General features: G+C 50.8%; 19 protein-coding genes, 2 tRNA genes and 1 pseudogene. 9 read left to right on the plus strand and 13 right to left on the minus strand.

All coding sequences use genetic code 11. The features are described from left to right. Positions 1-14: 14 nt before the first annotated feature. From DXY02_RS04345 to DXY02_RS04365, 4 genes are all read right to left on the minus strand, one after another. Positions 15-866: an HNH endonuclease signature motif containing protein gene (locus DXY02_RS04345; protein WP_114988202.1), complete on the minus strand. Its 852-nt coding sequence runs from the start codon at positions 864-866 to the stop codon at positions 15-17. 18 nt (positions 867-884) lie between these two features. Next, the gene (locus DXY02_RS04350) at positions 885-1064 is read right to left on the minus strand and encodes a hypothetical protein (RefSeq protein ID WP_114988203.1); all 180 of its coding nucleotides are present in this window, start codon (positions 1062-1064) and stop codon (positions 885-887) included. Between the two features lie 337 nt (positions 1065-1401). After that, positions 1402-2430 carry a hypothetical protein gene (locus DXY02_RS04360; RefSeq protein WP_137024388.1) on the minus strand — a complete coding sequence of 343 codons (1029 nt, stop codon included), beginning with the start codon at positions 2428-2430 and terminating at the stop codon, positions 1402-1404. A 307-nt stretch (positions 2431-2737) separates the two neighbouring features. Then, positions 2738-2817 (minus strand) — tRNA-Arg (locus DXY02_RS04365). A 312-nt stretch (positions 2818-3129) separates the two neighbouring features. On the opposite strand from DXY02_RS04365, the gene DXY02_RS04370 reads away from it, so the two are divergent. From DXY02_RS04370 to DXY02_RS04380, 3 genes are all read left to right on the plus strand, one after another. Continuing rightward, positions 3130-4233: a site-specific integrase gene (locus tag DXY02_RS04370; RefSeq protein ID WP_206749624.1), complete on the plus strand. Its 1104-nt coding sequence runs from the start codon at positions 3130-3132 to the stop codon at positions 4231-4233. Between the two features lie 350 nt (positions 4234-4583). Continuing rightward, entirely contained in the window at positions 4584-4820 is a 237-nt protein-coding gene (locus DXY02_RS04375) for a hypothetical protein (protein ID WP_137024390.1), read from the plus strand. 178 nt (positions 4821-4998) lie between these two features. After that, positions 4999-7281: a DUF3854 domain-containing protein gene (locus DXY02_RS04380; RefSeq protein WP_137024392.1), complete on the plus strand. Its 2283-nt coding sequence runs from the start codon at positions 4999-5001 to the stop codon at positions 7279-7281. A 25-nt stretch (positions 7282-7306) separates the two neighbouring features. On the opposite strand, the gene DXY02_RS04385 is transcribed toward DXY02_RS04380, so the two are convergent. Together DXY02_RS04385 and DXY02_RS12110 are read right to left on the minus strand one after the other, a co-directional pair. Beyond that, positions 7307-9109 carry a carbamoyltransferase C-terminal domain-containing protein gene (locus tag DXY02_RS04385; RefSeq protein ID WP_114988209.1) on the minus strand — a complete coding sequence of 601 codons (1803 nt, stop codon included), beginning with the start codon at positions 9107-9109 and terminating at the stop codon, positions 7307-7309. Then, positions 9106-10653 (minus strand): SGNH/GDSL hydrolase family protein, encoded by a 1548-nt coding sequence (locus DXY02_RS12110; protein WP_137024394.1) that lies wholly within the window; start codon positions 10651-10653, stop codon positions 9106-9108. The genes DXY02_RS04385 and DXY02_RS12110 overlap by 4 nt, the downstream gene beginning before the upstream one ends. A gap of 753 nt (positions 10654-11406) precedes the next feature. On the opposite strand from DXY02_RS12110, the gene DXY02_RS12425 reads away from it, so the two are divergent. The 3 genes and pseudogenes from DXY02_RS12425 to DXY02_RS04410 all read left to right on the plus strand — a co-directional run bounded on the left by DXY02_RS12425 (position 11407) and on the right by DXY02_RS04410 (position 14217). Then, positions 11407-11562 (plus strand): hypothetical protein, encoded by a 156-nt coding sequence (locus DXY02_RS12425; protein WP_170951472.1) that lies wholly within the window; start codon positions 11407-11409, stop codon positions 11560-11562. A gap of 619 nt (positions 11563-12181) precedes the next feature. Then, the gene (locus DXY02_RS04400) at positions 12182-12427 is read left to right on the plus strand and encodes a hypothetical protein (protein WP_206749625.1); all 246 of its coding nucleotides are present in this window, start codon (positions 12182-12184) and stop codon (positions 12425-12427) included. Further along, positions 12427-14217 (plus strand): annotated as a pseudogene (locus tag DXY02_RS04410) (chromate transporter). Before DXY02_RS04400 ends, DXY02_RS04410 begins: the two are co-directional and overlap by 1 nt. Before the next feature lie 945 nt (positions 14218-15162). On the opposite strand, the gene DXY02_RS12115 reads toward DXY02_RS04410, so the two are convergent. Continuing rightward, positions 15163-15390 (minus strand): hypothetical protein, encoded by a 228-nt coding sequence (locus DXY02_RS12115; protein WP_137024399.1) that lies wholly within the window; start codon positions 15388-15390, stop codon positions 15163-15165. 233 nt (positions 15391-15623) lie between these two features. Here DXY02_RS12115 and DXY02_RS04415 point away from each other — a divergent pair, with 233 nt between their 5' ends. Beyond that, a complete protein-coding gene (locus DXY02_RS04415) occupies positions 15624-15758 on the plus strand; it encodes a photosystem II protein Y (protein WP_114988213.1) in 135 nt (44 codons plus the stop codon). A gap of 85 nt (positions 15759-15843) precedes the next feature. Here DXY02_RS04415 and DXY02_RS12820 read toward each other — a convergent pair whose 3' ends face one another. From DXY02_RS12820 to DXY02_RS04430, 4 genes are all read right to left on the minus strand, one after another. Further along, a complete protein-coding gene (locus DXY02_RS12820) occupies positions 15844-16146 on the minus strand; it encodes a hypothetical protein (protein WP_206749626.1) in 303 nt (100 codons plus the stop codon). A gap of 393 nt (positions 16147-16539) precedes the next feature. Beyond that, complete coding sequence (locus tag DXY02_RS12120; protein WP_137024401.1) at positions 16540-17502, minus strand: hypothetical protein; 963 nt, start codon at positions 17500-17502, stop codon at positions 16540-16542. Next, positions 17499-18062 (minus strand): hypothetical protein, encoded by a 564-nt coding sequence (locus DXY02_RS12125; protein ID WP_137024403.1) that lies wholly within the window; start codon positions 18060-18062, stop codon positions 17499-17501. Before DXY02_RS12125 ends, DXY02_RS12120 begins: the two co-directional genes overlap by 4 nt. Positions 18063-18344: 282 nt before the next feature. After that, positions 18345-18418 (minus strand) — tRNA-Arg (locus DXY02_RS04430). Between the two features lie 89 nt (positions 18419-18507). Between DXY02_RS04430 and DXY02_RS04435 the strand changes: the two genes are divergently transcribed. Then, on the plus strand, positions 18508-19218 hold the full coding sequence (locus DXY02_RS04435; protein ID WP_114988216.1) for a helix-turn-helix domain-containing protein: 711 nt from the start codon (positions 18508-18510) through the stop codon (positions 19216-19218). A gap of 33 nt (positions 19219-19251) precedes the next feature. On the opposite strand, the gene DXY02_RS04440 is transcribed toward DXY02_RS04435, so the two are convergent. Both DXY02_RS04440 and rsmI read right to left on the minus strand, forming a co-directional pair. Then, positions 19252-19488: a hypothetical protein gene (locus DXY02_RS04440; RefSeq protein WP_114988217.1), complete on the minus strand. Its 237-nt coding sequence runs from the start codon at positions 19486-19488 to the stop codon at positions 19252-19254. Between the two features lie 19 nt (positions 19489-19507). Then, on the minus strand, positions 19508-20365 hold the full coding sequence (rsmI, locus tag DXY02_RS04445) for a 16S rRNA (cytidine(1402)-2'-O)-methyltransferase (RefSeq protein ID WP_114988218.1): 858 nt from the start codon (positions 20363-20365) through the stop codon (positions 19508-19510). A 26-nt stretch (positions 20366-20391) separates the two neighbouring features. Between rsmI and DXY02_RS04450 the strand changes: the two genes are divergently transcribed. Beyond that, positions 20392-21309 carry a 3'(2'),5'-bisphosphate nucleotidase CysQ gene (locus tag DXY02_RS04450; protein ID WP_114988290.1) on the plus strand — a complete coding sequence of 306 codons (918 nt, stop codon included), beginning with the start codon at positions 20392-20394 and terminating at the stop codon, positions 21307-21309. The last annotated feature ends 3 nt before the right edge of the window (positions 21310-21312 follow it).

Here is a 21312-nt window from a genome sequence, read left to right on the forward strand (position 1 = left end):
TAAAAATCACATATCTAAGTAACTAACTTTGAGCCTTTGCGGCTATTTGATTCTGCGGTAATGATTTGGAGATTCCATGGCAAGTGTGGTCCCCCTCTTGAGAGGGGCCAAATATGGTCGACATGGTACTTAATGTATCCAGCTTCATCGTTAAGTGCTGCACATTGCTCATACTTTATTTTGATCATCATTGTTTCAATAGAAGTCGCGACAGCGGAGTTTCTCCTTATTCGCCTGGTGGCGCTGTAGTTCATGTATTCACCTCTGTTTTTCTCTCTGTGCTCTGCTGCATAGTCGGGATTGTTTTTTCTCCATTCTTTTTTTCTTTTTGATACCACCTCAGGATTTCTTTCTCTGTATCCTTTTTGAATTGCCTTGACCCTGTCTGGGTTTTCTGCTCGCCAGTCAGCGGCTTTTTGGGCGTGCTTTTCTGGGTCTAATGCGTACCTGTCCTTTGCCTGTTGTCGAAATTTATCTGGGTTGGTTGAATAATCTCTCCTCACCCACATATTGCAGCACTCCAGGCATCTTCCGCATTTGGTCAGTCTTTTGCTGATGTGTCCATTTTTGCATGCCTTGCCGGTGAAATAATGGGTCAAGCCTTTGGATCTGGCTTCTGCTCTGGAAATTAGTTGTTCGCCGTATTCGCTCTTGGCATTTTCTTCTTCGATTGATTTTAGTTCCTTTATTCTCTGCTTTTCTTCTTCAGACCTATGGTTGCTTTCCCAGACGCATTGCCTGCACGCTCCAGTAGATGTGTTGCGTTCAGCGATATGTCCGTTTTTGCATGTTTTGCCTGTAAAGTATGTTGATAAGCCTTTGTCTCTCGCTTCTTGGCGAGTCTTGGCTTTGCTGGAATCTGTCATTTATCAGCACAGATCTTTTTAAAGTAAGCCATGGGTCTGGAACATGTCGATTACATCGTTGAGTTCCTGCTCACTCCAATGCTCTGAAAGCTCAGAGATGCACCGTTCCACTTGACGCTTGGTGATGCCCTTGGGCCGGGACAGCCGTGGTGACAACACAGGGCCGTCATCGCAAACGTCGTCGAGAATGTTGGCCATCTTTCAGGTGGGGCGTGCGAAGGGCATTGCTGGCGTTATTGGTGTTGACAGCACTGCCTGCAGAGGGGGCGGAGCCAATTCGCCTGCAGGTGATTCCGTATCAGGTGAGAAACCAGGAGATTCCGGTCCTGCCGTTCTTGCTGCCGCCACCTCCTTTGCTCTTTGAACCAGCCAAACCCAAGAAGCGCAGGCGAAATAGCGGTAGGCACCAAGTCTGGGAGGACGACTTTGATTGGCTGATGGATTAGTCATCCTCTACTACCGTCAATGTCTAGTTCCCGCTGCTGCCGATCACGTAGATCAGCGGCAGCCTGTTATTCAGGCATGAGCCTTTTCATTAAAGGCTGGGGCATTCCTTCAATTTGGCAGCTGCCTGGGGATTTGCCTCAGCCCAAATTTTGATGTTCGGATTTGCTGCCAGGTGCCGTTCCCATAGCTCACTATTGGAAACGTCTAGTTTGTGTTGAGATACATCTATTGATAATCTCTGAGAGAGTTGTTTTACCTTGTCGTTCACCGAGTTATACTCATTTGGGTCGCCGGTTGTCCCTGATAAATCCAGGACGCTGCACCATGGTTTTCTTCTGTTTACTTTCGACAGCTTCGCCGCCAGCTTGTTTCGCTTATTGATTAATGCAAAAAGCCGATCCTTCTGGAGTTCTGATATCTCGCTAAGTGATCTTTTGACTCCTGCGTTTAAGGATGTTTTGTCTTCTATGTAATTTCCAAATAATGAAACATCTTCTTCGGTGAAAAACTGAATAAGAATGGTCTCCTCTCTCCCCTCTTCGTTTATGAGTTGAAGGGCAATCCTCCACTTAGGGTCGACCGATGTAGCGCCACTTATTCCGCCCATTAGCGGAGACATGAGCAATAGCAATGGTGTTGCCGGGCTCGGAATGATTAATGCTCCAGCGGCAAATCCGAGTGTTCCTGAAGCTGCATTCGCAAATGAGAACTTCTGTTCAGTGTAATTTCCAACGCTCCAGCTAAGAATGTTGCTGCTATCAATGATTTTGCTTTTACTTTCTTGTTCCTTTGACTGAATGTATTCGACCTTGAAAGGAGTCAGGCTGTCCTCTGATGAGATTACAGCAGGGTATGTTGCACCCGTCGCAAGATCTAGTAGTGCTGATTTATTGATCAGCATTGGATATGAAATGCTGGTTGTTGGAGGCTTGTTGCTATCTTTTTCAATTTTCTCTTCTGCTCTATCTTCCTGTGTGGCTGAACGAGCAAGTATTTTTTCGGCGAATATCAGGTTGCTTGCGACAGATGTAAGTGCAAGAACTGTGGCTGAGCAAATACATGCACCAACGCGTCTGGCATATAAAGTTCTGCTTGCGTGATTGTAGGATTTTTTCAAAGCTGATTTGCTGCTCTTGTATTTGTAGTAATTCTCTCGGATTTGTGCGCTTTTCGTTTGCGTATTTCCATATTTGTTCAATTTATGGCTGGTACCTGCCTCTCGAGGTTTTGCGACTGTTTGCGCTGATGGAGGCGTTGCTTGAACAGGGACAACACCTCACTCACGGCTGCCGTAATTGGAAGCCCGTGCACCAGGTTGAAACCGGTCCTGCTGTCGCTGCTTAGCTCCGTATTTTGAGCACCAGTTTGAGCACGCAAAATAAAAACGGCTCCCAGCTTTCGCCAAGAACCGTTGCTTTTGCTGACGCCCCCTGATGGATTCGAACCATCGACCGACTGCTTAGAAGGCAGTTGGTCATACGTTCGGCTGGTTTCCATAAGGGACTGAAATCACTGCCCAGAAACAGCTTTACAGCTGAGGTCTGCCAGATTTGGGCCACACACTGTCCAAGCGTGTCATGGCGTGTCGTGACCATTTGGGCCACACCCGAGCGTTTGGGCCACAGTGGCGGAGCAGAAGAAAAAGCCAGTCGCCGTCTGGGAGCAGGCTCTGCGCCGCACGCTGAAGAGTGAGCACGGCACGGGCTGGAGCCTCAGGGAAAGCCGTGGCCGGGCCCAGCTCGTTCAGATTCTGGAAGACCGCTCCAGGCGCAGCACCAAGCTCGACAGCATCTGGGCCAGCAAGAACGCCCGGCTGATGCTCGAGGCGGTGGCCCAGCTCCGGGAATATCTCGATGGAGGTATGGACTGGGACAGAGCAGTCGCCGCGCGCGCTGAGCTGACCGTCCACAGCACCGGCACCACCAAGGCCATCAAGCAGGTGGATTGGGGCGCGGCCTGCGATCGATTCTTCGAGTCCCGATCCAATCGGCGCAGCAGCACCCTCAGTGATCTGCGGACCCGGCTGCGGCGTGTTCGGGAGGTGATGGCCAGCAAGCCCAGGGTCACCGACGGTCCAGGTTTGATGCGCCGTTACGCCGCGCTGCATTTTGCGGATTGCCCACCCGGCGGCCAAGGCCGTAAGCGCCAACTGCAAGATGTTTCCGCCCTTCTCCTTTATTGCTGCGACGACCTGGGATTCCCGGCGCGGTGGATGCCCTTGTCAACGGCCAAGCGTCAGGAGCTGGTGGGCAGCCCTCCCACCACCGGGCAGAAGAAAGAGAAGCGGACCATCCCTCTGATGCCTGACGATTTCGAGTGGCTGCTCCAGAGGATGCTCGAGGATGGCAAGGAGCAGCTTTGGTTGATGACCGCGCTGCTCGGATTCTTCGGGTTGAGGGAAGGTGAGATCTGCCTCCTCGATGTCGATGAAAACGGAGACGTTTGCGTCGGCGGAGAGCTGAAGAGGGACGTTCGCGCCTTGCAGAGCGGGGCAGAGAAGGAGGAGCGCCTCGCCCTGGGCCTCGACCTGAAGGGTCAGCCCGGCGAAGCCCGCAGGGTTGCTCAACTATTCCGTTCTGGACGAATCGGCCTTCCCCGTCCCGTAAAAAATCAGATCGATAAGGTGGCCGAGCGCAACAGCTACCGGGAGGTGGGCGCTGCTTACGCTCAAATTCTTCAGAGATACAAACCCTGGCAGGAATTAGTTAAGAGGAATCCAGGATTGCGACCGTATGGATTGCGGCACGGATGGGCATGGCGCGCCCATAAATATTCAAGTCGTCCGCTTCACTACAGTCAGGCAGCGGCTTTCATGGGCCACAGCGTCGAAACTCATCTCAAATATTATTCGAGTTGGGTAAACAGAAAGGAGCTGGAAGAAGCTGGCAAGAAGTATAACGAAGCCCTACAATCTGCCTGAAACTGCTAGGATGGCGGGTGGTTATCGCTTGGTGAAAATGTTGCGCCGTGGTATGACATGTGTCATCGTCCCGTTGTGAATCGCTCCGGTGATTTGCTGCCGCGGAACGCCTCTTCGCCGACCACCGCGAAAGAGCCCACTCTTTGAGGGGCGTGACGGTGCAACTGGTCCCTGACCTCGTCCCCCTTACCAAGGATGGCCGTTGCTTTCGCGAGAAAGCATGTTGCCCAGGCCCAATACATCAATGGTCTGGCGGTACTGCCGAAAGAACAAAGGACCCGGGAAGGTCTGCGTTAGCTCCGTTGAAAAGAGATGGGGGCTGACACACAACACCAGACGTGTGCCTTCCCATGCCCGAAGAACATTGGCTTCGAACGCCACAGGCTGCGATCGCCTGCGGTGTTTCAGAGCGAACCCTGAAACTCCTACGTGGTGACGTCCTCGAGGAGGGCATTCACTACCAAGTGGGCTTCAGCAGCAACAGCGCCATCACCTGGGAGGTGAATGGTGTGCGCGCCAAGTTGGCCTGGAGGGGAATGATCCAGCGCAAAGCCGCTGAGGTCATCCGCGAACAGGTGGGGGCATAAAAATGAGCCCCACACAATCTGCGTGGCGCTCACTCCCTGCCAAGGATGAGCCCAATTTAGGTGACCCACTGCCATTGGGGCAGTCGCGCAAACAACCCAAACACCCTTCAGAGACTGACGTTTATATGGCCTTGAGGGGTTGGTGTGGCCCAATCCGTGGCCCAGAGCGGAGGTGGCCATGATTCCGTTCGAGGAATTGGCGGCCAGCGGCATCGACCGCTCCACCGCTGCGCGGCTGAACTATCGCTGCAATGCCGATGGTGGGTGGGAGATCCCCTATCTCGACCCCCAGGGCCAGCCATACACCTACGGCGATGGGGTTCCATTCGTCCGCCGGAAACTAAAGCCAGGGTCAGATCCGAAATACCTGACGCCCTCCGGCGCGGGTAATCGCCCGTACCTTTCACCGCTGCTCCCCGAGGGATACCTGGGAGGGACCAAGCCTCTTCTCATCACCGAAGGGGAAAAGAAGGCCGACAGCCTTACCGCGCATGGTTTTCCCTGCATTGGGCTCACCGGTGTTTACGGCTGGAGGGATAAACGCAGCGGCACGTCAGCCCCCATCCCAGAGCTGGGGGAGATCAACTGGAGGCGGCCCGTCCGCATCGTTTTCGACAGCGATGTCGTGATCAAGCCCCAGGTCCTTGACGCCTTGCGAGACCTGACCGAGCACATCGTTGGCGATTTCTATCCTGACGATCCAGGGCTCGGCGGGCACATTCCCGACGTGGTGTTTCTCCCGTCAGAGCTGAACGGGGAGAAAAACGGCGCTGACGATTTCATTGTTCGGCACGGTGCCGATGCGTTCAGGCGACAGCTGAAGGTGGCCAGGGCAGCCGTCCATTGGAAGGGCGACACGCCCATCTTTTGGAACCCCGAAGCCGACAACACGCACCACATCGCTCAGGCTTTCGTCGCCGTGTTGAAGGAGCGGTACGCCATCCATCCCACGCGCGGGACCCTCACGTTCAACGGCAAGCACTGGGAGGTGGTGCAGGGGAAACAACCACTGCTCGGCCTACTCCACCAGCTGATGGATGAACACGACTTTCACCGTCGCGGGCGCCGAATGGCGGAGATCCTGTCCGAGGTTGAGACCTACCTCCAGCACAACGATTGGGACGGCACCAACCTGGCGGCGTTCAGCAACGGGACGCTCGACCTAAACACCAACATCCTTCGCCCAGGCCACGATCCAAGCGACCGCCTGACCTTCTCGTTCCCATATCGCTGGGATCCCTCAGCGAAGTGCCCACGCTGGCTGGAGTTCATCCAGCAAACCTTCGACGCCGACACCGCGAAAGTATTCCGAGCGGCTTTCGGCTGGACAATCAAACCGAAGAAGCCGGATGCGCCGTTCCCCTTCGAGAAAGCGTTCGACCTTGAAGGGCCGAAAGGCTGCGGGAAGGGAGTGATCGGTGACGTGATCCGCGCACTCTGCGGCGGCGGGCATGGTGCCACGACCCTGCGGCCAAAGATGATCGGCGACCCCGATTCAATGCTGGCGCTGCAAGGGAAGAAGGCCGCAATCGACTACGACTCCAGCGGTGTCGTTAAAGATCCAGGCCAGTTCAACAGCATCGTTTCCAACGAGCCGGTGCAGGTCTGGCGCAAGTTCCAAAACAGGGCTGACGCCAGGCTCGGCGTGGTGTTCTGGCGATTCTTCAACGATCTGCCCGGGGTCTCCGATGTGGGAGGCGTCGAGGGGATGCAGCGGCGCATCATTAGTCTCTCGATCGCGCAGTCGGTCCAGCGAAAGGATCCAAGCCTCAAGGCAAAGCTCCGCGCTGAGCTGCCAGGGATCCTGCAGTGGGCTTGGTCGTTATCGCTCGATCAGATCAGGGAGGCGTTCGACTCTGCCGGTCGCATCGCCAGCATCAGCGAGGCGTCCATCGAGGCGCAGCTGGATGCGAACCCATGGCTGAAGTTCCTCATCGAGGTTTACCCCGACGGCATCAATGATATCGCCGCCAAGAAGCTATTTCGGCGATACGAGGAATGGTGCGCCGATGAACGCCGCAGCGGAGTTCTGAACCAAACGAACTTCGGTCGAAAGCTGCGGAAGCTGACGGCTCCCAAAGGCGTGAAGGGTTCCCGCTTGCCGTTGGCAAAATGCCTCACCAACACCGGGTATCGATATGAAATCAGCCCGATGAGCGAGTTCGACTTGGCGCTGTTCTTCGGCCTGACGGGCTCCGATGAACGGTTGGACCCTTCACCCGTGAACGGTTCAACTCAAAACCCTCCACCCCCAGATCCAGCGCCAGCAGCAGGGTCTCAATCAGGGGTGAACAGTGTGAATAGTTTTTCTCCACCGCTTCACGCGGAGAGAAATGGAGTGAGTTCAAAGAAGGGGGAAAACCCGAAGCGGAAAAACCCTTCAAACCCTCCACTCCCGGGGCTGAACACTACCCAAATCGATGCTCACGGTGTCGACTCGGACGAAGACGACACCCACTAGGCACCCAAATTGGCTCGACCATTTCCTAAAAACTATCCCTGCCGATCCGATAATTACTTAGATACAAATAATCAAGTCCACTATACCAAAAAGTACCAAACGCCTCTTCTGCACTCGAAACAATAGGTTCACCCTTGAGGTTGAATGAAGTATTCAACAAAATAGGATCATGCCCAAGCAACTTAATGCCTTTCAAAAGCAAAGCAATTTCCAGGTCACTATTGTCGTCAACAATTTGTATCCTTGCTGTTTTGTTAACATGAATGCATGCTGGAAAATGTTTTTGAGCTTTCTGCGATGATTCAACTACAGATAGCATATATGCATGAGCCACAGCCGGTTCTTGAATTTCATTGCTATGCACAAAGTCTTTATAAAAACTTTTGAGCATCACTGGTGCGAATGGCCTGAACAATTCTCTAAATTTTATTGCCTGGTTGATTTTTGCTTGAGTTTCAGAACCAACTGGAGAGGCCAGGATGCTCCTTGCACCTAAGGATCTAGGGCCCCATTCCATTCTTCCCTGAACCCATCCAATTATATTCCCACTGCATATGACTTTTGCAGCATCGGAAACCATCTGTTCAGTAGTCTTATAACACTTATAGTTCTTTAAGCACTTGCTCTCTATTGCTTTATTTGCACTTTCTTGGGTGACACTAGCGCCGAGGTAGGCAATTTGTTTCTGAGCAGGTTTCACAATCTTATGATTATTGAATTCGCTACTATGAAATGAAGAGCAACTAGTATTGCTTGCATTAAACTCGTAATGGGCCAAGAATGCGGCACCTACTGCACCACCAGCATCACCACAGGAAGGTTGAATATTAATCTCACCAAAATCTCGCATTAATGACTTATTTATCGCACAATTCAATGCCACACCTCCACTATAATAGAGCGCTTTTTTACTTGGATAAGCTTTGATTGAAAGGCTAAATACGTGACGAACCATTTTTTCGGCTACAATTTGAATGGAAGCAGCAAGATTTGCATATTTTTCAAATTCACCACTTGTCAGATCATCGTAAGTCTTTTTATTATTTAGCCTTAGCTCATTTATACCCAAATAATCTTGCAATGAGTCACGATATAACAAACATGAGTTTCCTGTCAGATCTAAATGGAGCTGATCGATTACGAAAGGATATTCAATGTCGTCCTTAATCGTAATTAAATTCCAGATTTTCTCGGCATATTCTGGTTTCCCGTAAGCCGACAAGCCCATCACTTTATATTCGCCATCATTCACTCTAAAATCTAGGAATGATGTTATTGCTGCATACAAAAGTCCAATTGAATCTGGAATTTGGGTGCCTCCAACTCTATTTATTAATCCATTTTCGTAAGTCCATATCGATGTAGAATCAAACTCACCGACACCATCAATTACAATGGCAAGGCCATGATCACTGTCATCCAGAAAGATAGAGCTGGCTGCATGACTTAAGTGATGAGGATAGCAATTAGCATATTGTATATTTTCAAAGATATTTGATATTTCTTGTTCGGGATTAAGAAAGCATGGATCGGACGAGAGCCTCTTTGAAATCAATTCATGGCAATTATCTGGATTTAGCAAACAAATTCTCGCTATTTTTTTTATATTCTGCTCATAAAATCCAACCTTCGCAATTTGATCAGTGCTAATTTCTAGATACTTAAGTCCTGCATGAATTGCATTTACAGGGAAAGCAAAATCGTTCTTTTTTCGAGTAAAACGTTCTTCTTGAGCTGCAAATGCAATCTGCCCATCAACGCCCAAAAAACAGGCGGCTGAATCATGATAGCCGTAAGAAAGCCCCAAAGTATACATTTGTTTTGTCATAACATTTTTATGTCCTCACAAATTTTTTCTGCTACAAGTTTAGCGCCAAGGCTTGTAACATGGCAATTGTCAAAAAATACTGTTGGATAATAATACTCCTTTATTAGATCGTAAGCAAAATCCTGCAAACCAATCTTGATTGGGCCACTGTCTTGACTAAATTTTAGTAAAATTGAGTCATATATTTCCTGCATTTTTTTGATTTTTGGTAAATAAAAAGCAGTGAGTGGAGTTTTCAGGCTAAGAAAAGATGGATATGGTTGTAAATACATAAGAGACTTCATGCCTTCACTTTCTGCAAATCCACTAATGGAACTGAATTTCGATCGGATATTTTCGTAAATATCATGGCTCAAATGATTGATAAATGGTTTTATATTTTCATGCTCTTTAATTGGATAAGCTTCTTCCATGGCGCTGTAAGCATCGTACTCGTAAGGTGAATTAATAATATGATGAATATCATTTAGGCCTGCTATTGGTATAATTATATCAGGCTTAATCAATGAGTAGAATTGATTTAATTTGACGATTTGATCAAAAAGCGTTTCTCGGCACCCACTAATATCAATAACTCTATATTTAGTAACTGCATGTTGGTGATTTAGTATTTTTTCCATATAACTTCCAATAGTCCTATGAGGTGGTAATCCATGGCCATAAACAAATGAACCACCCAATAATAGAATTCTCTTTTCGTGATCTAATTTATATTCATCTCTTCTTGGTATTGCCGTGCGGAAACCATACTTGGTTTGATTTGGGCCGTAGTCGTTGACTGTTAATCTACCTATTGCTGAATAGTAACAGTTCGTTGGCATATAAAAGCTATTAGTTACTGCCTTTATTATTGGCCAACTGGCAATGCCTTTTTTTGCCATTGGTGTTAATGTTTCTAGACCAACTACAGCGTGATTTAAAGTCAACTTGGAATTCGGAAGTAAATCTTCTATTTGATTTTCACTTAGAGACTCTCCAGATGACGGTAAATTAATAACACATTTCATGTAAGAGAATGTTTCTAAGAATTTAAGAAAATAACAATCATCTCTATGAGCTTTAATCAAATTCAATGAAATTGTGTTAGGGAGAACTTTAAATATTCTTAGTATTCTACTTCCACTTTGTTTTTTATCGGCAAGTACGCTTACATCTTCTAAGTATTTTTTGAGTTCTGAGTTGTGATGCTCAGAAAGCTCATCTTCACTAATTCCATTGGGAGGATGACTCGGGAAATAAATATCTTTGTATTGATCCAGGTCTATTTTGCTTACAACTTCTAGCTTTATCGATTGCTTCTTTTTAGAAACTTTTTTAAATGATTTTTCTAGCAGCTTTATATAATTATTTATTTCCTTGCCAGAAATTGAAATCAGGCTTTCCTCGGCAGGAAGAATGTACACATTCATCAGGATATCTTTTTCTTGCTTGTACAAGTTAGATACAAGGCATAGCATCCTTTCTACGCTTAAAAACAAAATCTCAAAATTTAGAGAAGTTTTATCAACAGCTTCTTGCTTGATATATAGTAAGCTATGATTCATTTCAATGAAAAGTATAGGAGTTAAAGTCCGCCTCTTTGTCCTTGTCGGCTGCTACTTTTGATTTTAACAATTTTAATGCATTATTCCTGGAAATTTGTAAATTGCAAACTGCTTCAAAATGCCCTCCTTCTATGAGCAGTTCCCTCAGTTTGGCAAACGCTTTATTATCTAAAATCATGTTATAGTACAATGAGAATTGGTTGTGCTCATTAATTGTATCATCCTCCTCTGACCTAAAGAAGATAAGTCCTATCATTTTTGCTTAAGCAAGTATTTCCAAGATACAAAACACTGACTAATATTGCAATTGTTGCCGCAATTTACAGTAGAAATTGCCTATTTTTGTAAGCAGTAATACAAGATGTCTCGTTGATGCTGTAATCAATCCGCTTGCAGAGCATCTCACCTGCCTGCTTCAACTCTTCTTCCTGGAACGCTTGGGCGATCTCCTCGCTGATCCTCCAGACCTATCTGATTTTCTGGATTACGGTGTTTTGGATGCGCTCAGCAAGTCAACCGAAGGCAATTGCTGCACCATGGGCCATGAACGGCTCCTCCAATTTTTTGGGTCGGCGGTTGCAGTGACTATCAGCTTGTTCGATTTGAACTCCTAGGGTGCCTTGGAAACGGTTGTGGGTGAGCTGGCAGCAACCCGCGTCGCGGGCAGTGCTGTTTTGTGCTGGGGTCGAAGGTTTGTCTCGGCTCACCTTCCTGTGTGGGATGTGAAACCTCTTCTTCATTCATTTGTGATTGATGCGCCAATGCATTTCAACGGCGTACGCCGAGGCCGCGGTGGGAGTTGTATCCGGTGCCGGTCATGTGGTCGAGCTGGCGGATGCAGGACACCACGGCGCCTGGGTTCTTCTGCTACATCGCCTGCCCAGCCGCGGCCATCAGCGTTTGGATTGACCATGGCAGCAGCTCCGGCCAGTCGGTTCTCTTAATCAGTCTGAAATCCAGTCTTGACCTTTAAGCCGTAGAAATTCAGATCGAAAAGCGCAGGCACTTTGCAAGACCTTCTCTTGAGATCTCCCTTTTGGTCCTAGCTTTTTGCTGCAGGCATAGTTTGGGGACTAGGTTTGTTGGCGCTGCACTTGCAGAAAAATCACATGTTGCCGATACCCCCCTGATCAGTCCCTAGCGGTGCAACAGAAAAGCGAGGATGTATCCTATTAGTAAACCTTTACCAAAAGTCAGCCAAAGGTACTGATACTTGCTCAAGCCAAGCTTCTTCCTAAACCGCTTCATGAAGCGCTTGTGCCAGAGAACCATTGACCTGCTCGATTGTGCTCTTTATCTATCCTTACATCAAAGCGAAGCTGATCTACTTCGGTGAATACAAATAGTCATTCTCGTTAATCGCTTGACTTAGATCACACTACCCACTCTCTTATCTATTCTTTTACATGCCATTAACCAAGTGATGGCATCATTTTTTCGGCTGTCAACAGGGTCTCATTGCCCTGAACAATCAATGCCACCAGACTTTAGTGACGAGGCACTTCAGGACTCTCTGGCGGTCCGATTAGTGAGCATTCGCCGCAGCCGTTACTGGATGAACATCACAGATATCGGCGAGGCACTACATGATTTGCGTCCCGCGTTCATCAACTTTATTGCTCTGTTGGAGGAGGTGCAACAACAAAAGCCAGAGACCCTCCCCCACGATCCCAGCTACGACTCCGAAATCGCTCTTCTAGAAGACACCACCGACCTCCTCGCCCGCCTCGGAAAACTTATGAAACAACAGGACGAAATACACCCAAGCAAGTGATCTCCCGGACGTTGCAGGTATTTGTCCAGTTCTTCGTGTTGGGGCTGACCTCCTTTGGTGGCCCCGTGGCGCACCTCGGTTATTTCCATGAGCGTTTTGTGCAGCGGGAGCGTTGGATCACCGCTGATGCCTATGCCGATCTCGTTGGGCTCTGCCAGTTGTTGCCTGGACCCTCGAGTCCCCAGGTAGGCATGGGTCTGGGGCTGATCCGGGCCGGGTGGCTTGGTGGACTGGCGGCCTGGGCAGGGTTCACGTTGCCCTCTGCTGTGTTGATGGTGCTGGCGGCATCGCTGCTTTCAGCCCATCCCCTTTGGATCGATGGGGGCTGGGTGCATGGCTTGATGGTGGCGGCTGTGGCCGTTGTGGCCCAGGCCGTTCTAAGCCTGCAGCGCAAGCTGGCTCCCGATCGGTAGCGGGTCACCCTGATGGTGGCGGCTGCTGTTGAGCTGATCAATCAGGAAGATCCAGCTGACGCCCTGACGGCAACGCTGATCTTTCTGGTTGGTTGTGCCGGACTGCTGAAGCTCGGCAACCGCGTCAAATGCAGCGCCCGGTACAGCGTGCCGATGAACCTGTTTATTGCCTCAGTAGGCCCAACTGGTTTGTCCAAGACAGGTCACACCACCAAGCTGATTGATGCGCCATCAGCCCACATCCGCCTTGATGCCAAAGAGCATCATGAGCGCATGGTTCTGCAGTGGGAACACGACTGCAAGGCCATCAAGAAAAAGGAAGACAGGCCACCTAAGCCGCTCCCGCTGTACCCGCACATCAAGCAGTACACGCCTGAAGCCCTTGATGTTTGGCTCCCTCACTTCGAGGGAAAACGCCTTGGGGCACTGATCAAGCGTGAAGAGTTCAGCGCCTTGCTAAGGGCAATGGACGCTGACACCAAGCGTGGGCGCGGCACTGCTGAAGGGCAGTTTCTGGAGTTGTTCGATGGTGGCGGCAACACCAGTTACGGCGTTGTTGCTGGTGCCCGCCATTACGACGCCAGCATGGTTTCGGTGTTCGGCAACATCCAGCCGGATGCTTTGACTGAGCTGATCAATGGCAAAGATGCCACCGGCAAATTTGCACGATTGCTCTGCGTGAAGGTGCCGCTGGTTGGGCTCAAGCTGCGTGATGAGGATGAAACCCCAGAAGAGGAAGCTGAGCTGCATAAAGCCCGCCAGGTGCTGGCTAAATACGCCGACCGCTTCCATAAAGCACCACCACGCGTCTACAAGCTCTCGGCTGACGCCCGGCGTTATTACAACCGCTGGTTTGCGCCCCGGAATCTCAAGGCGATTGATCCCTCAACGCCAAAGGTGATTTCAGCAATGTGGGGCAAAGCTGGTGCCCATGCGCTTCGGCTTGCTGGCAACCTGCACATCCTGTGGGTTGGTCAAGACCAAGAGATCAGCGTTGAACTGATGCAGACGGCAGCGGCGATCGTTGATCAATGTCTCCAAGAGACAGAGCTGTTCCACAACCAGCCTGCTGACAGGGCGCTGCGGTACATGCAGCACATCAACTCGGTTAGCCAAGAGCATGGTGAGGTGACCTACAAGCTCTCCCACGCCAAAGCGACGTGGAAGGGTGGGCGCACCTACAAATCCAAGGACTTTGCTGCCTGCGTGGAGATGCTCTGCGATCAGGGTTATGGCGAAGTTGTTGAGGACACCAGCTCGCTGACCTACCGGTCACTGCGGCGAATGCCTGGTGACAGCACTAACAGCAAAAAACAACCCGTCTGTCAGCTGGAATCGACTGCAGTGCAGTCAGTTTCAAAGAAACGACGGTTTTGACAATGCTCTCACCGCTTGCAACACCCACTGTTGTGAGCGGTGCTGAATCCTTGTCCTTTTGTCAGATTTCCCCGGATCAGTTGCAGCGCAGTTGGTTCGGGGTGACATCAGCGATGTCAAAGCCTGTCGTTTGGACAGATCGATTGCCCACACCAATAGGTCACTTGGTCTAAACCCTGTGCAATTACTGAAATTGAGGATTCCCGCGCTGTTTATCGTGCGTAATTACTAATCGAACCGGTGCCAGCCGCATGACATGCAGTCCATCCGAAAATGAGACTGGTTGCAGCGCAGTCGATTTCAAGATAATTTTTCGGCTCTGTACCGCATAAACAGTAACTCCATCAACCAACTTGTAAGCTCCCCTGGAAGGGAATCAAAGTTCTTGCAAACAACTGAGCAAATTGGTTTTGATCACATTGAGTAATCCGCATGCAGAAGATATAGCACAAGGGTCTTGAGCACGATTGATATAATGACGCGATGCAGGCAAACAAATCGATTTAATTATCGGTAAAAATCTTCTCTCTTGAGTGGAGTCTTCCGATCATTACTACGCACATAGAAAAAAACCGTTGTGGCAACAGCTACCAGAGGTACTGCAGTCAACAAAAGAAGTGCGATAGCGGTGTAATCTTGATACATAGAATTTTATTTTCTATACTCTATGCCTTAGTGTTGCGCATACGTGTTGCGAACTTAACTTCACGAGTAACACAAATCATCCAATCACTAGCGTCAATCCAAGCCAGAAGTTGTTCCATTTAAGCCATTGCCGCAAGAAAGAATGGAAGAGAATGGCAACTACATCAAGGATTTGATAAGCAAGTGCTTGAACAGCTATTGTTTTGGCTAAACTTTTGGTGCTATATAATCTATTCAGGCATCATGATAGGTGCCATCACGACATTGTTCATTAATTCAGATCTTGATCTGTGATTCATTTCATGGAGTTTCTCTTTTTCGCCTAATTGCCTGTCCTTCCAGAAAAGCCTCTAAGTCATTTTTCGCTCGCCACCATTTCTCAAGACGTTCACTAGTTTGATATTCCACCCAGTTGGCCTCACTTGCTACAACCTTGGCATGAAGTGCTCGTTCTGTTTTAGTTTCGAAGCGAATTACGCCCTCATCCAAGGGTGCATGAATAAAGTAATCCCAATTAGGCTCAATCATCTTGCTGCCTATAGGCTTATTGCAACTTTATCGCAAGATATTTCTTTTAAAAATCAAATTTTACGATACTAAGCAAGCAGAGAGGCTGATTTCAGTAAAATATGAATATAACAAATGATAGGCGAGAGGGAATTAATCTTACAACCTATTTGCTCTTATGACCAATAGACATCCTGGCGTTCGCTGTAAGATTTATATCCTTAATAAGGCCTCCACAAGCTATTACTGCGTGTATGGATTATCGAATCGTTGCTGTAATACTTCCAATCCTTTTAGCACTCTCATGGGCCGGCTACAACATTGCTCGCGCTGCATTAGGTCAGCTACAGTTAGCTCTAAGAGACTTCAAAAAGAACACCGGGAACTGATGAAAGTCCATTCGTCAAGCCTCTTCTGCGTCATGGGTAAGCAGGTGCTTTCTGTATTCTCCCGCAGCTGTCAGCCTCCGGTGCCCTAAAACGACGCACCTCTGGCGAGGACCTCCAAGGTTTGCCAGCCACAAATGGCTCCCCCAACACCAATCAAGCCCCAGAGCGAAGCGACATAGCCCCTCAGATCGTGCTTGCTGTGCTCATCGATTGCGTGGGCCACAAACAAGCTCAACGCAGCCATAACGGCACCGATGAAAAACAAGATGACGACGATTGCTGGAAGCATTGGATTTCCAAACCTCACTTCCTGGTAGCAACGCCAATCACTACCGGGTGTTGCCATGTCGATAACCCCAGCCAGGACGACTGGCTTTGGCGGCTTCATGGTCCAATTTCCTGCGCAGAAGAAGCTCGTAGAGCATCTTCTGTGCGCCGACAGCAGCTGCGAACTGACCTGACTCTTCGGCTTTCAGAGAGATGCGTTGAAGGCTTGTAGCCATATGGACCATCAGGTGTTGAGCATCGTGTGAATCAATGCTCAGCTGGAGCTGGTCATGCGCCCAACGACAGTCCCGCTGGGCAGATGACCTACTGCACCCCCATTGAGACATCTGTGCGGTCACAACGTCGCTGAACCCCTTGCCCTGACTGACTAGAGCTAAAGCTGATTCACGGCGTCTGTGGCGTTCAGCTCTGCTGGTTCTGGCCATTGATCAGCCCCTAAAAAAATGATTTGTTTCTGTGGCTTCAGGTATCTCAGTATTTAAATGATCCAACACTACTCAGCATATTTACTGAAGCTCGACAATTCCAATGATTCAACGACTGGGCAGAAGTTATTCGCCAATTTCTGATGACTTGTTTTACTTAGCTTGACCCACTTGCCGTCTAACTGATTGCCACGGTGATTGCCCACTGTCTTTTCATGGCAGTCAATAACAGTTGTAACCGTGAATTGAACAACGCCTCCTGGTCGGGCTGCTACACCAGGACTAGTGATCGTTGTTGCTGGTGTGGTTGTGCAATTAAACGAATAACCTGCGTCATAACAGTTTGTAGTCGAAGAGCCAATGGTTGTTGTCGTTGGCGCTGTTCCAGCTCTTGGAGCCTGGTAATAGCGAATTACCATTTCCCTAGCGATATATCTATCCGTTTTTCCCCTCACAAGGACTTTTCGAGGCTTTGGCCTCAAATAACCAACACTTTGGGATTCGGGCGTCGACTTCATCCACCATCCTTCAATCTTAGGCTTGCCTAAAATATCTATGCCAGCAGTAGCCTTACACCACTTACCTGGCTTGCAATTGTCTGCTTTAGTTTCAGATCGGCCAGCCTGATACCGCATGCAGCCCTCGTAATCTTTTGCGTTGAGGCAGGCTGAATGAGAATCTTCCTGGAGAGGCTTTTGCTTGGTTGGCAAAGCATTTATTCTTGAAGGAGCATTGCCTGAAATAAGCTTTACGCACAGCTCTTTAATACCCTGATTAGGAGGGTATCGTCGGTAGTTATCCCATGCCAAGCAAATTCCTTTACGAAATTCGTCGATATCTTTTTTTGTAATTAGAGCATCTTCCTGTCCAGATGATTTTTGCATATGTTGCTGCATGCGTGCATCATCTAGAAAGAAATCCTGGATAAGCTCCGAAGCATAAATGGGTCGCTGTGCATGCAAAAGTGTTGTCGACACAGCGATCAACGGAACTGTCAATAAAAACCGACTAATCTGCGCCAAAGGATTCATTTGATCACTCCAAGCATCACAGCTTTGTCATAGGGCAAAGGCTTGATATTTGAATTTTTCCCTTCGATACAATTCAAAAATAGTATTTGACCAACTGTATGGGGAATAGACCTGATCCCAGTCTTGCCACACAGAAGCTTCTCAACATTTCTTGGCCAAGTGTTGTTGTATACTTTGTTCCCATTGTGAACAACATCTTTTCCATAATGCCTTGCTGAACTCTTGAATTTTGGATACTGCTTAGAGGAGGCAAAGTGCTTTTCTTTGCAGTCAATTCCATAATATTGCCATCGATTTTCAAAATTGCGCTTGCTTTTGTTGGCATACACTTTTCCGTTCCTCATCTCATAAGTTGGGATAGGAGCTATTTGCCTGAAGACGATATATCCATCAGATGTAAGTAAAGCAGAATTAATATCAACGAATTTTGGTGGGGACATTTCTTGACCCATATAAGAAGACGCTTCGTCTACCTTTCTCCAATCTGCTTCGCTATCTGCTCTAGCTGGAGCGTCCAATGCAGCAGCCAAAAAGAGGATGGCAATCAGTAGTTGGTTCACAGCAAGCCGTGCGCTTTGAACATTGATACGACAGCCTCAAGCTGCTCGTCATCCCAGTGTGGCGACAGCTTGCTGATGCACCGCTGAACAGTGGCCTTGCTGGGGATGGGTCCTCTTCGAGTGCGGGTACCGCTCTTTGCAGTCTGTGCGCGGAAATCGCTACCCAACACCCTGTCCGGCTGGGCTTGGGTCAAATCTGCGCACAATTTTGCGCACATTTGTTGATTTTCAAGGGAAAACGGCTCCCAGCAAATCGCTGAGAACCATTGGCATGACTGTTGACGCCCCCTGATGGATTCGAACCATCGACCGACTGCTTAGAAGGCAGTTGCTCTATCCAGCTGAGCTAAGGGAGCAAGCGACCACATCTTGGCAGGCTGCATCGAGGCAGGCTGGATTTGGAAGCCTTGCGCCACCTAAGGTGATGGGCTCTTGATCGGCATCCATGGCCCCGCGTCGTCTCAGCGACAGCGAGAAGCAGGATCTGGTCGGTCGCTACAAGGCCGGCGAGTCAACATCAGCTTTGGCTGAGGCTTTTGGCTGCAGCCCCAACACCGTGAGTCGCACGGTGAAAGCACTATTGCCAGCTGATGCTTATGCCGCGCTGAAGGCCAGCAGGCAAAAAGGGCTGGCCACTCCTCCCCCGCCAACCGTCACTCAGGCGGAAGAACCAGAGGTTGACTCCCTTAAGGAAGACGACAGCAGCCTGGCTCTTGATGACGCCGATGACTTCGGCGAAGACTCTGAGGAGGAGCTCGCCGAAGACGATGACAACGGCAGCGTTGAAACATTCACGGAGCTTGTTCCCCTGCTTGGGGTGGGAAATCTCAGCGATCGCCCACTGAATCAAGCCCAACCGTTCAGTGTCGACCTGCTGCCGGACAGCGCCTACATGCTGGTCGACAAGGTGGTCGAGCTGGATGCGCGCCCCCTCAAAGAGTTCCCCGAATTGGGCCTCCTCGACGATGCCGAACAGGAACGTCAGGGGTTGTGCCTGTTTGCCAGCCCCCGTGCAGCCAAGCGCCAGTGCGGGCGTAGTCAGCGGGTGATCAAGGTTCCCGATACGGCTGTGTTTCAGCGCACCAGCAGTTACCTGTTGGCCCGGGGCATTACACGACTGGTGTTGGACGGAACCTTGATTGCGCTGGATGCCTGAGCACCGCCGCTGATTGCTCTTACCTCATTGCTCTCAATCGAAGCGATCGCGTTGATCGGGAAGCAAAACGGCCGTTACCGTTCCGCCGCTGATCACGCCGATCACCAACGCAATCCCCACGAGAAAACCCGTGGGAAGAGGCACTGAGCGCTGCCCCCCGAGTTGGAGCGCGTGGCGATCCTGAAGGTTCTGGGCTCCAAGGCAGAGCAGCAGCAACAGCAGCAGGCCACCGCCAAAGCTGATCAGCAGAAGACGCAGGCGAATCAACACAGCACAACCGTCGACGGGCTCAGTTTGACGTGCCCTGGTGCAAGAGGGCATACAGGCGTCTTCTGGACAGCCCTGTGGTCTGGGCCAATTGCCGTGCAGCGTCGCTGGCGCTTGCACCCTCGTCCTGCAACGCCTGCAGCTGCCTGAGCAGGTCGTCGTCGTTGGGTTCTTCTACGTTCTGCGACGGTGCTCCACCCAGCACAACCGTGCATTCCCCCTGGGGCGGGTGCTGCTGAAAGTGCAGCAGGGCACGATCCACCGTCGGCCCCACCTGTTCTTCATGGCGTTTGGTCAGTTCCCGTGCCACCTGCAGAGAACGGTCTCCTCCGCAGTGGTGCTGGAGTTCCTCTAGCAACGTGATCAGGCGGTGCGGCGCTTCGTACAGCACCGTTGTGCGGGGTTCATGGCTGATGGCTTCGAGGCGGGCCCGCCGTTCCTTGCCTTTGGTCGGCAGAAATCCTTCGAAGCAGAAGCGTCCGCTGGGCAGGCCGCTGCTCACCAGAGCAGTGGTGGCGGCGCAGGGGCCAGGGATGCAGATCACGGGATGGCCGGCCTGATGCGCGGCGGCCACCAGCTCTTCACCGGGGTCGCTGATGCCCGGCAGCCCGGCATCACTGATCACCGCCAGGCTTTGACCCTCCGCCAGCAGATCCAGCAGTTGTGGCACGCGGGTGCGGGTGTTGTGCTGATGAAAGGACAGCTTGCGGCCGCCCGCTCCAAGGCTGCTGAGCAGCTGTCCGCTGTGGCGGGTGTCTTCACAGGCGATCACATCCACGCTGCGGAGCAAGTCACGGGCGCGTGGTGACAGGTCCCCCAGATGACCAATGGGAGTGCCCACCAGATACAGGCTGCCGCCGCTTGGTTCATCCCGCTGCATCACAATGGCGAGCGCCTCTGTTGATCATGATGCCCAGCTCCGCCGTCCTCCCCGCTGGCGTTGACAAGGAGGCTCTGCTGACGGAATTGCGTCGCCTGAGTTGGGGTGCCGCCGACATCCTGCGGGCCTATGCCCGCGGCGAGCAGCCTCCGCATGGTTTCCCCAAGGCGTTGAGTGTCGATGACGGCGGAGAGGGCCCTGTGTCTGCGGCTGATCTGGCCGTGAACAAGTGGTTGCTGGATGGACTGTCGGCCGCGTTCCCCCAGGCCGACTGGATGCTGCTCAGCGAGGAGACCGCCAAGGAGCAGCTCACCGAAGGCCAACCGCTGCCGGCGGAGTGGTTGTGGATCCTCGATCCCCTGGACGGCACCAAGGATTTCCTGCAGGGCACTGGCGAATACGCCGTTCATCTGGCCCTGGTTCGCGACAAGCGGCCGGTGATCGGCGTTGTGCTTCTGCCGGATGCCGATGAACTTTGGATCGGCATCGTTGGTGAGGGTGCCTGGTGTGAAGACCGTCAAGGTGAGCGGTCGCCTGTTCGCTTCAGCGACAGAACCGAGGTTTCAGATCTGATCCTGGTGGCCAGCCGCAGCCACCGCGACGACCGTTTGGTCAAGCTCATTGATGCCCTCAATCTCGGCGGTTCCAAAGCCGTGGGCAGCGTTGGCTTCAAGGTGGCCACGATCCTGAGAGGCGAAACCGACCTCTACGTTTCCCTCTCCGGCACGAGCGCTCCCAAGGATTGGGACATGGCTGCTCCGGAGGCGGTGTTGCTGGCGGCCGGTGGTCGTTTCACCCATGCCGATCAGGCCGACCTCACCTACAACACCGGCGATGTGCGACAGGCCGGCTGTCTGATCGCCAGCCATGGAAAAGCCCACGCCGAGCTCGGAGAGCGTGCGACGCGGGCCATGGCCGAGATCGATCCCGGCTTTCAGGTCTGAGAC

This window comes from Synechococcus sp. N19, assembly GCF_900474045.1.
Taxonomy (GTDB): Bacteria; Cyanobacteriota; Cyanobacteriia; order PCC-6307; family Cyanobiaceae; genus Parasynechococcus.

Excerpts from the sequence above, each read along its gene's own strand:
- DXY02_RS04345 (WP_114988202.1), bottom strand. The coding sequence starts at position 866 with ATGACAGATTCCAGCAAAGCCAAGACTCGCCAAGAAGCGAGAGACAAA.
- DXY02_RS04350 (WP_114988203.1), bottom strand. The coding sequence starts at position 1,064 with ATGGCCAACATTCTCGACGACGTTTGCGATGACGGCCCTGTGTTGTCA.
- DXY02_RS04370 (WP_206749624.1), top strand. The coding sequence starts at position 3,130 with ATGCTCGAGGCGGTGGCCCAGCTCCGGGAATATCTCGATGGAGGTATG.
- DXY02_RS04375 (WP_137024390.1), top strand. The coding sequence starts at position 4,584 with ATGCCCGAAGAACATTGGCTTCGAACGCCACAGGCTGCGATCGCCTGC.
- DXY02_RS04380 (WP_137024392.1), top strand. The coding sequence starts at position 4,999 with ATGATTCCGTTCGAGGAATTGGCGGCCAGCGGCATCGACCGCTCCACC.
- DXY02_RS04385 (WP_114988209.1), bottom strand. The coding sequence starts at position 9,109 with ATGACAAAACAAATGTATACTTTGGGGCTTTCTTACGGCTATCATGAT.
- DXY02_RS12110 (WP_137024394.1), bottom strand. The coding sequence starts at position 10,653 with ATGAATCATAGCTTACTATATATCAAGCAAGAAGCTGTTGATAAAACT.
- DXY02_RS12425 (WP_170951472.1), top strand. The coding sequence starts at position 11,407 with ATGCGCCAATGCATTTCAACGGCGTACGCCGAGGCCGCGGTGGGAGTT.
- DXY02_RS12115 (WP_137024399.1), bottom strand. The coding sequence starts at position 15,390 with ATGATTGAGCCTAATTGGGATTACTTTATTCATGCACCCTTGGATGAG.
- DXY02_RS04415 (WP_114988213.1), top strand. The coding sequence starts at position 15,624 with ATGGATTATCGAATCGTTGCTGTAATACTTCCAATCCTTTTAGCACTC.
- DXY02_RS12820 (WP_206749626.1), bottom strand. The coding sequence starts at position 16,146 with ATGAAGCCGCCAAAGCCAGTCGTCCTGGCTGGGGTTATCGACATGGCA.
- DXY02_RS12120 (WP_137024401.1), bottom strand. The coding sequence starts at position 17,502 with ATGAATCCTTTGGCGCAGATTAGTCGGTTTTTATTGACAGTTCCGTTG.
- DXY02_RS04435 (WP_114988216.1), top strand. The coding sequence starts at position 18,508 with ATGGCCCCGCGTCGTCTCAGCGACAGCGAGAAGCAGGATCTGGTCGGT.
- rsmI (WP_114988218.1), bottom strand. The coding sequence starts at position 20,365 with ATGCAGCGGGATGAACCAAGCGGCGGCAGCCTGTATCTGGTGGGCACT.
- DXY02_RS04450 (WP_114988290.1), top strand. The coding sequence starts at position 20,392 with ATGATGCCCAGCTCCGCCGTCCTCCCCGCTGGCGTTGACAAGGAGGCT.